This window comes from Clostridium cuniculi (genome assembly GCF_004353185.1).
Lineage (GTDB): Bacteria > Bacillota > Clostridia > Clostridiales > Clostridiaceae > Clostridium > Clostridium cuniculi.
Genome location: NZ_SMUS01000005.1, coordinates 149,862 through 162,250, shown reverse-complemented (window position 1 = coordinate 162,250; position 12,389 = coordinate 149,862). Strand labels below are relative to the sequence as shown.

Below are 12,389 nucleotides of genomic sequence, written 5' to 3'. Positions count from 1 at the left end.
ACACTAACAATCAATAAAATAATAGATGGAATATAAGTATTTAAAGAACTAGTATTGTATTCAAATTTTAAATTAGCTTTGTTTTTAAATATTTTTTTATAATAAATAGAATATAGAACTGTTACATAATAAGCAGGTATTCCAACAAAGATAATTAAAAATAATATAAGAAGAAAATTATTCATAAAAAAGTCCTCCAAGAAAGTATTTCTTAAATTTGTATATAAATAATATTCTATAACAATAACTATATATTATCAATACAGATAAAAATTTCTAAGTTTCAAAAAAGTTTAATGAAAAAGTTAATGAAATTTATAAAATTTCAAAAAAAGACAAATAAAAGGTTTTCAAACAAGAAAAAATTATATAAAATAGTAATAAAGGAAAAATTATGTATTTGTTTTGGGAATAATATTTTTTAAAGAAAGGTTTAGGAGAAAATGGGGGATAAACAAAGAGCTTTTTTAAGAATGAAAGAAATAGTTACTGTTTTAATGGTTCTTGTAATGTGTGGTGGTTATAGTCTTTTAATAGATAAAAACTTCAATATCATTACTTTTATGCAAATTGTACTACTAGGAACATTCTGTTTTTATACTGCTAGTATATTTATATTGTCATTGAATAGAAGAAAATATATTAATAATATATATCAGTATTTATCTATAGGGTTTTCAGGAGTTGGAGTTTTGTCAGTTTCTAATATATTTACATTAAAGGATAATTTTGAAAATGCTTTGGTATATGGTAAACTTAGTAGAATGTTTTACATAATTTCTATATTTGAAGTATTAGTATTTATATTATCATTTTTAAATATAGATAAAAAAAGAAATATAAAAAATCTTTATATAAATGTTATAATAGCAACTTTAGTAGCTGCATATTTAGCTTTTAGAAGTAAATTACCTTTGTTAAAGGAATTAGAATTCCAGGGACTTAATGAAACTAAGGTTATAGGAGAAATAGTAATTATATTATTGTATATATTATTATTGTTTATGATTAGAAAAAATAAAGAAAAATTTTCTAAAGGTATATTTTTAGATTTAATAGAATATTCTGCTTTTAGAATTGTGTTGGCTATATTTGTAGGTCTTACTTTAGAAAAATATAATATTATTAGCTTTTTAATAGCCTTGTTCATAAGATTTATAGGAGATTATTATGTATTTAAGATTATTGGATTAGAAGTTATTAGAAAACCACATGAGGTTTTATATAATGATTTAATGATTAAATCTAATACACTAGAAGAAAAGTTGGCTGAATTAAAAAGAAAAAATGAAGAGGATGAGATAAAGAAAGAGTTACTAGCTAATATTTCTCATGAATTTAAAACTCCAGTAAATGTTATTTATTCTGCAATACAAATGCAAGATCTTAAGAGAGATTGTAATGATATAAATGAAATTTTAAAATTTAATTCTATAATTAAACAAAATTGTTATAGATTAATAAGATTAATAGATAACTTTATTGATTCAAGTAAATTAACAGAACAGGATTATAAGTTGAAGTTAAAATGTTTAAATATAGTTTCTATTGTTGAGAATACCACAATGTCAATATTATCTTACGCTGAAATGAGAGGAATAGAGGTTGTTTTTGATACTGAAGAAGAGGAGTTTTTTGTTTTAGCAGATAAGGATTTAATTGAAAGAGGAATTTTAAATATACTATCAAATTCTATTAAATATAATAAAGAAAATGGTATGATAAATGTTTTTGTTGGAGCAAGAGGAAAGAATATTATTGTAGAAATTCGGGATACTGGTATAGGTATACCAAAAGAAAAACAAAAGTATATTTTTAATAGATATGAAAGGATTAAAGCAAGTAAAGGTGCATATAAAGAGGGATCTGGATTAGGTCTTAATATAGTTAAGGAAATAGTAAATAAGTTTAATGGAGAAATTAAACTTGAAAGTGAAGAAGGGGTTGGGACAAAGATAACTCTTATTATTCCTAAAGTAGAATATGATGAAGAAATATATGAAGCTTATTACGATGACTTTAATTTAAAAAATGATATTATGCAAAAGGTTGATTTAGAGATGTCAGATATATGTAGTTAAAATAAATCATTAAGCTAATAATTATGTTAGTTTAATGATTTTTTACTAAAAAAATATAGGAAAATATTTACAAAAATTAATTTAAGATGTATACTATATTTATAGTAGCCGAAAGGAAAGTTTTATGACTACTAGAATCTATAGGTTTTATAATTATAAAAGCTAAAGGGGTGGTGCTTCTAAATGTCGTTATTGGATGATGTTCAGTTTATGAACAAATATGATAGAGAGGAGGCGTGCGTAAAGCTTAAAAATAGGCTTTTAATTAATGCTAAAATTAAACTTTATAAATGTTTTAAAGAAGGAGATGATCCAATCTATCTAATACATTAGTAAAGGGGGATAGAAGTTCATTATTCATAAAACAAAGTTTTAAACATGTTTATTTAAAAATAATTTAATAATATATATATATAAAGGAGCTACTTAATTTAGCTCCTTTTAATTTTAATATAAAAGGTGGAGGTGATAAAAATGGAGTATGTATCCTTAGTAGCCAAGAAGATAAGGCCTTTTTTGAGCTTGATTATCTTTTTCTTGGTATTTACTATTTCTTTTTCAATTGTTATCGGAACCTTAAAATATACAATTCCATTTATAATTGGATTAATAACGGCTTCAATTTTGCAAAAACCAACAGAGGCTCTTATTAAGAAATTTAATATAGAAGGAAATTTTGCAGCTAGTATTTCAATTCTGGTATTTTATGCTGTTACAGTAACTTTATTAGGATTTGGCATAATGTATTTTTGTTCTGAAATTAAAGATTTAGCAACTGATGGCTATCAGTATTTATATGATAATGGATCAGAGATAAATAAATTTGTTCAAGATTCACTATCAGCTTTTGAAAATATAGATGAATCTATTTTAGAAAGCTTAAAACTTAATATAAATAAATTTATATCAGATATATCAAATTATGCTTTAGATTTTAGTATGAATATTGTAAATTACATAATAGGGGTAATTTCAGCTTTCCCATATATTATATCCGTAATAATTTTTGCAATATTATCTAGTTTTGTTTTTCTTAAGAAATTTATTAAAAATGATTCTTCAAGTATAAAAAATACTGAGTATATTAGTGAAAATGAATTTGATAAGTTTTTGAAGATTATAAAAGAAATTAAAGATGTTGTTTTTAAATATATAGGTACTTATTCTATATTAGTTTTATGTACATTTATAATTACCTTTATAGGGTTTAATATATTAAGAATACCATATACATTGTTATTAAGCATAATATGTATGATACTAGATTTGCTACCTGTTGTAGGTATGATAATAGTATTTTTACCACTTGTAGTAATTTATTTTTTTAGTGGAAAGTATCTTACTGTTATATTTTTAATTATTTTATTTTGTGGAATTATGATTACCAGAAATATATTAGAACCTAAGCTTCTATCATCATCATTAGAGCTATCTCCGTTAAGTGTTTTAATAGCTATATTTGTAGGAGTAAATGCTGGGGGATTTAAAGGAATGATATATTTAATGGCACTATTTATAAGTTTTAATTTTTATAAAAAATATGTAACTAATAATAAAGAAGTTATATTTAAAGAAAATGAAGATAGACTTGGAAAATAATTATAAAACAATATAAAGTATTTAAAAGAGTTATAGAAAAGCCTTTATTTTTACAATGTCTTTTGTTAAGGACAATAAAAATAGAGGTTTTTATGTTTAAATTTTTATGGGAGTTATTTTATTAAGTTTATTTGTATTAAGAAAAAAGAAAAGATATTAGATAATATTTACATAAAATGGAAATTACATTAAGATATAAAGAAGGAAAATAGAAAATACAAATATAAATTTAGGTATATTAATAGTTAATAATGATGGGAAATATATAAATAATAATAATAAGGTAGTATATTTTCAGATTACTAAAATTATATATATAGTGGATGTTAAAAATATTAAAGATGTTACTAGTAGCATAATAGATATTATGGGATTAGCAATAATGCTAGAAATTAAATATGAGAAAATATTATGGGGGAAATTAATGAAATATTAAAGTATATAATCTTCGCGAAAAGGTTTACTAGATATAGAAGATATTACATCTATTTTAGTTATTATTTCTAATATTAAAATAAAGTTTTAGGGGGTTATTTTAGTGAAAGTTTTAATATGTGATGATGAATCAAAAATTAGAGGAGATATAGACAGTATTATTGACTGGAAAAATTCAGAGTTTGAGATTATTAGAGAATCTGAGAATGAATTTATAAGTAGAAGAGAAAAAGAAGAGAATAAACTTGAAAATAAGAAACTAGATAAAAATTTTTATAAATTAAAAGAAAGCTTTCTTAAGGACTGGATGAAGGGAAAAGTTAGAAGTTCAGAAGTTGAGAAGGACATGAGATATTTTAATATTAAATATACTAATTCAATGGGGTTAATAATAGTTAAACCTTTAATAAAAGATAAGGAAATTATTGAAGATGAAAAGAAGGTAGATTTATTAAGTTATGGTATATATAATATTGCAAGTGATATAATGAATAAATTTGAAAATTTGAATGTATTTATTGATTCTAAAAAGCAAGTAGTTATTTTGTGTGATATAAATCCAATAAAGTATTGGCATGGTGCTGTTAATGAGTTAGAAAATATGATCAATAAATATCTTAATATAAATGTAGTTATATGTGCATCATTTTTACGTAATGATCCAGTTCAAGTTAATATTGTTTATAAATCTTTATGTAATAGATTAATTGATAAGAGTAAGAAAACACCTGTAGTTATTGAAGTACAAAAGTATATAAATAGAAATTATAATAATGAAGATTTATCAATATCAGAAATAGCAAATAGTTTAGGGATTAGTCAAACATATCTTACTAGATTATTTAAGAGAGAACTTGGAATGACCTTTGCTGATTATTTAACTAATGTAAGAATAAAAAATGCAATAATTTTAATGAGAGATCCATCATTGAAATTATGTGAAATTGCAAAGTTAATTGGATATGGTACACAACATTATTTTAGTAATGTATTTAGAAAAAATGTTGGAATATCACCTCAAGATTATAAGTTAGGTGTAATAAATGGAAACAGGTAGTGAAGTAGTTTTTATGTTTTTTTTATAATAATATTGTTTTAATTTGCCATTAATATCATTTTAAGTATAATAATAAGTAAAGTATTAACTTAGAGGGAGTGCGGAAAATGGCAATTCAAAAAACTAATGCAATGAGAATTTTAGATAAAGATAAAATAAATTATGAAGTAATTACTTATGATATTTCAGACGATAAAATAGATGGAGTATCTGTTGCAGAAAAAACAGGGCAAGATGTGAAAGAGGTTTATAAAACTTTAGTGACTCAAGGTGTAAGTAGAGAATTTTATGTTTTCGTTATACCAGTTGATAAAGAGTTAGACTTAAAGAAGGCAGCTAAGGTAGCAGGTGAAAAGAAGGTTGAAATGATTCATGTTAAAGATATTAATAAATATACAGGATATATAAGAGGGGGATGTTCTCCTGTAGGTATGAAGAAGCTTTATAAAACTTTTATTTATGAAGAGGCGAAAAACTTAGAAAAGGTTTGTGTCAGTGGAGGGAAAAAAGGGCTTCAAATTAAATTATCTCCAATGGATTTAATAGAAGTTATAAATGGTACATTTGTGGATATTATTCATTAATAATTTTTCTATATAAATATTTAATAAAAAATAGAGTGAAACATAAAAAATGTACAAATTTTACTAATAATAACCATAGTATTTGCAAATACTATGGTTATTATATTTTTAGAGGTGAAGTAATGTTTAAGTGGAGAGATTTTTATTTAATGAAGGTTTATGATTCTAAAAATAAATATATTGGTGTTGTAGAGGATGTTTCTATAGATTTTAATAAAGGAATTATAGAAGGATTTACAATTTCACCAGCATCTATAATAAAAAAACATACTTTTGTTTCTAGTGATGCAATAGTATCTATAGATAAAGTAATGAGAATTAAAGAAACATCAAAATTTAAGGGATTAAAATTTAAAAAAATTAAATTTATAGATATTATAAATGCAAATAATAAGTTAATTGGAGTGCTTGAAGATTTAATAATAGATAAAGAAGAATTTAGTATAAAAGGTTTAATTATTAGTTCAGGAATATTTGATAAGATGTTTAAAGGGAAGGAAATTATAACATTAAAACATTGCATTTTATCTGATGATTATATTTTATACAATGGAAATGAGCGTATTAAGCTTAAAACTTTACCTCATAACTTAGGAGGCTCTAAGGATGTTAGCAAAGCATAAAAATTTAATTTATAAAACAATAATAGCAATAATTCTTATAATACTTAGTATTGTTGTATATATATATTTTACTCCTATAAGGGATGTTGTTAATTTATTAGTAATTTCATTTATAATTTCATATACTTTAAAGCCGTTAAGAAATTATTTAAGTGATCGATTGAATATATCAGCTAAAAAAAGTTCTCTTTTAATTATATTATTATTTTTATTGGCATTTGTTGGACTTTTGTATTGTATAGTTCCATCTATACTAAATGAAAGTGGGAATTTTGGAATTATGCTAGATAGTATAGAAGAGTATATTCTAGCTTTGGCAAGTAGATTTAAATTAGATAGGTTACCGATTTTTGAGACTATATACATACAAGTTGGCGAAAAAATAAATATGGTTCTAAGTAGTGCATCAACTAATTTAGTAGATAATATGATTTCTATTGGAGAGAACATTATTGGCCTTGCAGTTGTACCAATTACAACTTATTATTTATTAGCTGATGGACATTTAATATATAATAAATTATTATTAGTTTTCCCAACAGACAAAAGAGTTTTAATTAAAAATATAAATAATAATATTGATAAAATACTAAGTAGATACATATTAAGTCAGCTTTTATTATCATTAATAATTGGAGTATTATCATTTGTTTTATTATTAGTACTTAGAATAAAATTTCCTTTAGTATTATCTATAATAAATGCTATTGCTAATATTATTCCTTACTTTGGCCCTATTATTGGAGGGGTTCCTATAATTTTTATGGCTCTTACAGGATCTGTTACAAAGGGATTATTAGCAGCTATAGGAGTATTTTTAATACAACAAGTAGAAGGTAACTTTTTAGCACCTAAAATAACAGGGGATAGTACTAATATGCATCCTATAATAATTATTATTTTATTAATATTAGGTGAGAAAATAGGTGGAGTAATAGGTATGGTTTTAGTTGTTCCAATTGCCGTAATTATTAAGGTTATATATGATGATATAGACTATTATTTATTTTAAGTGAGGCTATAAATTTTGATTTAGTTAGTCAAAGTTAATTCTAATAGTTAAGGGGGTAACGAGGTTCTTTTGAAGGGAACTTTGTGATTTTAAAGTTACTTATAGTCATACTTGCTAAAGTTTATTGACAGAAATACTTAAATGAAATATAATTTTGTCATAAATCTATAGCATAGAGCGATGAAAAGAATGAGTAAATATGATGTAAATATTAAGAGAGGAAGTGGGTGGTGAAAACTTCTTATTTAGCATATTGAAGCTATCTTGGAGCTTTTTTTACTTTAAGTGATGTATATTTATATACATAATTAGGGTGGTACCGCGGAAATTATAAGTTTTCGTCCCTTTGTCTTTAGGGATGGAGACTTTTTTTATTGGTTGAATTCCCAAATATAAATAAAATTTAAGAATTAGTTTAATTTATAATTAAATTACTAATAGAAGAAAGTTGGAGGTAGAAAAAATCATGAAATTCATGGGAGCAAATGAATTAAGAGAAAGTTTTATTAGCTTTTTCGAATCTAAGGAACATTTAAGAATGGAAAGTTTTCCATTAGTACCTAAGAATGATAACAGTTTATTATTAATAAATGCAGGTATGGCACCACTTAAGCCATATTTCACAGGTATACAAAAACCACCAAAGACTAGAGTTACAACTTGTCAAAAGTGTATTAGAACTGGTGATATAGAAAATGTAGGAAAGACTTCAAGACATGGTACTTTCTTTGAAATGTTAGGTAACTTCTCATTTGGGGATTACTTCAAAAATGAAATTATTCCATGGTCATGGGAATATGTAACAGAAGTTTTAAAATTACCTAAAGATAAGTTATATGTAACAATTTATTTAGAAGATGATGAAGCATATGAAATTTGGACTACTAAAACAGATATAGATCCAAATAGAATATTTAGATTAGGTAAGGACGATAACTTCTGGGAAGTTGGAACAGTTGGTCCATGTGGTCCTTGTACAGAAATTCACTTCGATAGAGGTGTAGATGTAGCTCCTGTTACAAACGTAGATGATTTTGTAGCTGCTTCTGATGCTGATAGAATAGTTGAATTCTGGAACCTAGTATTTATTCAATTTGATAAACAAGAAGATGGAAGCTATGCTCCATTAAAGAACAAAAATATAGATACTGGTATGGGACTTGAAAGAATTGCAACTATAATGCAAGGTGTTGATAACATATTTGAAATTGATACAGTAAAGAATATATTAAATAAGGTATCTTCTTTATCAGGTGTAGAATATGGAAAAGATGCTAATAGCGATGTATCATTAAGAATAGTAACAGACCACGTTAAGGCTGTAACTATGCTTATATCAGATGGTGTTCAACCAAGTAATGAAGGTAGAGGATATGTTTTAAGAAGACTTTTAAGAAGAGCTGCAAGACATGGAAGACTACTTGGAATTAAGGGATTATTCTTAAAAGATGTTGTAGATGCTGTTGTTGAAAACTATGGTGGAAATTATCCAGTATTAGTTGAAAATAAAGACTATATAACTAAGATAATAACTTTAGAAGAAGAAAGATTTAATGAAACTATTGATGGTGGAATGAACATCTTAAATGGATATATTAAAGAGTTAGAAGAAGCTAAATCTACAGTACTTTCTGGAGAAAAAGCATTTAAATTATATGATACTTATGGATTCCCATTAGAATTAACAGAAGAAATTCTTGAAGAAAAAGGAATGACTGTTGATCATGAAGAATTTAAAAAGGAAATGGAAGCTCAAAGAGAGAGAGCTAGAAGTGCAAGAGGAGAAACTTCTTACATGGGAGCTGATGAAAATCCAATAAATAAAGTAAAAGCTGATGTTGAAACTGAATTTACAGGATATACTTCTACAGAAGGTGTTGGAAAAGTTGTAGTTCTTGCAACTGATGAAGCTTTTGTTGATGAATTAACTGAAGGTAATAAAGGTTACATCTTAACTGATAAGACTCCTTTCTATGCTGAAATGGGTGGTCAAATTGGTGATACTGGTATGATTGCAGCAGCTAACGGAACAGCTTATGTATATAATACTAAGAAAAATGTTGGTGGAAAGACTGTTCATTATGTTGAAGTTAAAACTGGAAGCATAAAAAGTGGTGAAGAAGTTACTTTAACTGTAGATAAAGTAAGAAGATCTAGTGTTTGTAAAAACCATACAGCAACTCATATGCTACAAGCTGCATTAAAAGAAGTTGTTGGATCTCATGTTCACCAAGCAGGTTCTTTTGTTGATAATGAAAGATTAAGATTCGACTTTACTCACTTCCAAGCTATGACAGCTGAAGAAATTCAAAAAGTTGAAGATTTAGTTAATGATAAGATAATGGAAGTTGATACTGTAGAAACTAAGCTTATGACAATTGAAGAGGCTAAGGAATCTGGAGCAACAGCATTATTTGATGAAAAATATGGAGATAAGGTAAGAGTAGTAGCTGCAGGAGAGTTCTCTAAAGAACTTTGTGGAGGTACTCACGTATCTAATGTTGGAGAAATAGGATTATTTAAAATAGTTTCTGAAACAGGTGTTGCTGCTGGTATCAGAAGAATAGAAGCTTTAACAGGAAGAGCTGCTATAAAATACATGGAAGAAAAGCAAAGATTATTAAAAGAAGCTTGTGCAGCACTTAAGTGTACTGAAAAAGATGTTTTAAAGAAAATATCAACTCAAAGTTCAGAGCTTAAGGAAAAAGATAAAGAAATTGCTGAACTTAAATCTAAACTTACAAGTGGAGCATTAGATGATATTTTAAACTCTGCTAGAGAAATAAATGGAGTTAAAGCTATAGCTTATGGACTTGAAGGTGTAGATGGAAATGCTTTAAGAGATTTAGCAGATAAAATTAGAAGTAAGATGAATTCAGGTGTTGTAGTATTAGTAAGTAAATTAGGAGATAAAGTTAATTTAGTTACTATGGCAACTAAGGATGTATTAGATAAGGGAATACATTGTGGTAAAATTATTAAAGAGGTAGCTACTGTTGTTGGTGGTGGCGGAGGTGGAAGACCAGATATGGCTCAAGCCGGTGGTAAGAAACCAGAAAATATACCACAATCTATAGAAGTTGCTTTCCAAACAATAGAAAATTTAGTAAAATAGTTTTTTAGAGAGTATACAATTATGTTAATTTAGGGTATAATATAAATAATAAAGTTGTATAAAAATTTCTAATGATTAAAAATAAATAAAAAACTTTCGTAAGGGGGTGAAGCTGCTAAGAAAGCAGCAAACGGTATGGATAATAATCTTGACAGAACAATGCAATTTGACTTAAACATTAACAAAGAAGATTTAACTAAATCAATTTTAAATGATGTATACACAGCATTGAAGGAAAAGGGATATAACCCAATAAATCAATTGGTAGGTTATCTAATTTCAGGGGATCCTTCTTACATTACTAGTTATAACGGAGCAAGAGCTTTACTTAGAAAACTTGAAAGAGATGAAATACTTGAAGAGGTAATAAAATCTTATCTAGAAATAAAATAAAAGGTGCCCGTTAATCGGGCACTTTTATTTATTAAAAATTAATTTGATAAAAATAAATAAATTAAGAAATTAATTTTTGAATACAGGTTATTGGTTCAAAAAAACATTAAGGGTTATTTGTGGAAACGTTAATATTTACCAAAGATAAACTCTTAATTACTTAATTAAACAAAGGAGTTTCTATGAGAATATTAGGACTTGATATGGGATCAAAAACTATAGGAGTTGCTTTAAGCGATCCTTTAGGCTGGACAGCACAAGGAATTACAACAATAAGACGTACTAAAAAGGAACAAGATTTAGAAGAAATACATAAAATATGTAATGAATATGGCGTAGAAACTATAGTTGTTGGTTTGCCTAAAAATATGAATGGAACTATCGGTGAAGCAGGAGAAAAAGCTCTTGAGTTTTCAGAGTTATTAAAAGAAAAGACTGGATTACCAATAGAAATGTGGGATGAAAGACTAACAACAGTAGCTGCACATAGAGCCATGCTAGAAGCAGATCTTTCAAGAAATAAAAGAAAGAAAATTGTAGATAAAATAGCAGCAACATATATATTGCAAGGATATCTTGATAAGTTGAGACTAAGTAAATAGTCTACCAAAGGGAGATTAATTTGCTACTAATTAAATTAAGATATTTTCAGTTTTAATATTTTATGTAATAATATAATAAACAATTTAGATGAAAAAGGAGTCTATAAAATGGAAAAAGATTTAAAAACTATACAATTATTTGATGAAGATGGAAATGAGATAAATTTAAACGTAATAGCATTCTTTGATATGGTAAATCCTGAGACGGAAGAGAAAAGTGAGTATGTTATAGTTCAAGAACAAGGATATGAAGATGAAAATCCATTTGCTTTAAAAGTAATAAAAGATGAAGAAGATAATGATATCTTTGAATTAATTGAAGATGAAGTAGAGTTAGCGGCTATAGAAGAAGCTTACAATACTATTTTCATGGACGAAGAATAAAAAAGAAATGAGGTGTTAAGTATATGAGCACAGTTAATATAGATATTGAATTATTAAAAGAAAATCTAAAACAAAAAGGGTATAAGTTAACGCCTCAAAGAAGAGCTATTGTAGATGTAATCATTGAAAAAGAGGGAGAACACTTAACCGCAGAAGAAATTTATGATGAAGTTAAGAAAATATGTCCTGATATAGGTTTAGCAACAGTATATAGAACTGTATTATTATTAGAAGAGATCGGTGTTATTTTTAAGTTGGATTTAAATGATGGATGCAGTAGATATGAACTTGTTCATAGTGAAGAGGAACATAGACATCATCATTTAGTATGTAATGAATGTAAAGCTGTATTTGAGGTTCAAGATGATCTTTTAGATGAGCTTGAAGATAGAATTGAAAATACATATGGATTTAAAATTTTAGATCATAGTGTAAAGTTTTTTGGGATATGTTCTAAATGTTGCGAAAAACAAAAAGGTGATTAAAGGGATATTTTAAAGAGTA

At 26.0% G+C, this 12,389-nt stretch carries 13 protein-coding genes and 1 other annotated feature; of the genes, 12 read left to right on the top strand and 1 reads right to left on the bottom strand.

All coding sequences use genetic code 11. From position 1 onward, the window contains the following. Nucleotides 1–185 (bottom strand): hypothetical protein (locus tag EJJ37_RS03845; protein WP_133014269.1); only part of this gene is annotated, 185 nt, incomplete at its 3' end. 258 nt (nucleotides 186–443) lie between these two features. Here EJJ37_RS03845 and EJJ37_RS03840 point away from each other — a divergent pair. The 12 genes from EJJ37_RS03840 (at nucleotide 444) to EJJ37_RS03790 (ending at nucleotide 12,370) form a co-directional block, all read left to right on the top strand. After that, on the top strand, nucleotides 444–2,081 hold the full coding sequence (locus EJJ37_RS03840) for a sensor histidine kinase (protein ID WP_133014268.1): 1,638 nt from the start codon (nucleotides 444–446) through the stop codon (nucleotides 2,079–2,081). A gap of 183 nt (nucleotides 2,082–2,264) precedes the next feature. Then, entirely contained in the window at nucleotides 2,265–2,414 is a 150-nt protein-coding gene (locus tag EJJ37_RS20045; protein ID WP_166484651.1) for a hypothetical protein, read from the top strand. Nucleotides 2,415–2,555: 141 nt separating this feature from the next. Next, complete coding sequence (gene ytvI / locus EJJ37_RS03835) at nucleotides 2,556–3,680, top strand: sporulation integral membrane protein YtvI (RefSeq protein ID WP_133014267.1); 1,125 nt, start codon at nucleotides 2,556–2,558, stop codon at nucleotides 3,678–3,680. Between the two features lie 538 nt (nucleotides 3,681–4,218). Next, nucleotides 4,219–5,172 carry a response regulator transcription factor gene (locus tag EJJ37_RS03830; RefSeq protein ID WP_133014266.1) on the top strand — a complete coding sequence of 318 codons (954 nt, stop codon included), beginning with the start codon at nucleotides 4,219–4,221 and terminating at the stop codon, nucleotides 5,170–5,172. 107 nt (nucleotides 5,173–5,279) lie between these two features. Beyond that, nucleotides 5,280–5,756, top strand: a complete 477-nt coding sequence (gene ybaK / locus EJJ37_RS03825; protein ID WP_133014265.1) for a Cys-tRNA(Pro) deacylase — start codon at nucleotides 5,280–5,282, stop codon at nucleotides 5,754–5,756. Between the two features lie 122 nt (nucleotides 5,757–5,878). Further along, the gene (locus EJJ37_RS03820; RefSeq protein ID WP_133014264.1) at nucleotides 5,879–6,379 is read left to right on the top strand and encodes a PRC-barrel domain-containing protein; all 501 of its coding nucleotides are present in this window, start codon (nucleotides 5,879–5,881) and stop codon (nucleotides 6,377–6,379) included. Continuing rightward, complete coding sequence (locus EJJ37_RS03815; RefSeq protein WP_133014263.1) at nucleotides 6,363–7,391, top strand: AI-2E family transporter; 1,029 nt, start codon at nucleotides 6,363–6,365, stop codon at nucleotides 7,389–7,391. The genes EJJ37_RS03820 and EJJ37_RS03815 overlap by 17 nt, the downstream gene beginning before the upstream one ends. A gap of 171 nt (nucleotides 7,392–7,562) precedes the next feature. Then, nucleotides 7,563–7,740, top strand: a binding site (T-box leader). Between the two features lie 117 nt (nucleotides 7,741–7,857). Beyond that, the gene (gene alaS / locus EJJ37_RS03810) at nucleotides 7,858–10,506 is read left to right on the top strand and encodes an alanine--tRNA ligase (protein ID WP_133014262.1); all 2,649 of its coding nucleotides are present in this window, start codon (nucleotides 7,858–7,860) and stop codon (nucleotides 10,504–10,506) included. A gap of 135 nt (nucleotides 10,507–10,641) precedes the next feature. Next, the gene (locus tag EJJ37_RS03805; RefSeq protein ID WP_133014261.1) at nucleotides 10,642–10,899 is read left to right on the top strand and encodes an IreB family regulatory phosphoprotein; all 258 of its coding nucleotides are present in this window, start codon (nucleotides 10,642–10,644) and stop codon (nucleotides 10,897–10,899) included. Between the two features lie 182 nt (nucleotides 10,900–11,081). After that, nucleotides 11,082–11,501: a Holliday junction resolvase RuvX gene (gene ruvX, locus EJJ37_RS03800; RefSeq protein ID WP_133014260.1), complete on the top strand. Its 420-nt coding sequence runs from the start codon at nucleotides 11,082–11,084 to the stop codon at nucleotides 11,499–11,501. 108 nt (nucleotides 11,502–11,609) lie between these two features. Continuing rightward, complete coding sequence (locus EJJ37_RS03795) at nucleotides 11,610–11,885, top strand: DUF1292 domain-containing protein (RefSeq protein ID WP_133014259.1); 276 nt, start codon at nucleotides 11,610–11,612, stop codon at nucleotides 11,883–11,885. A gap of 23 nt (nucleotides 11,886–11,908) precedes the next feature. Beyond that, on the top strand, nucleotides 11,909–12,370 hold the full coding sequence (locus EJJ37_RS03790; RefSeq protein WP_133014258.1) for a Fur family transcriptional regulator: 462 nt from the start codon (nucleotides 11,909–11,911) through the stop codon (nucleotides 12,368–12,370). Nucleotides 12,371–12,389 lie beyond the last annotated feature (19 nt).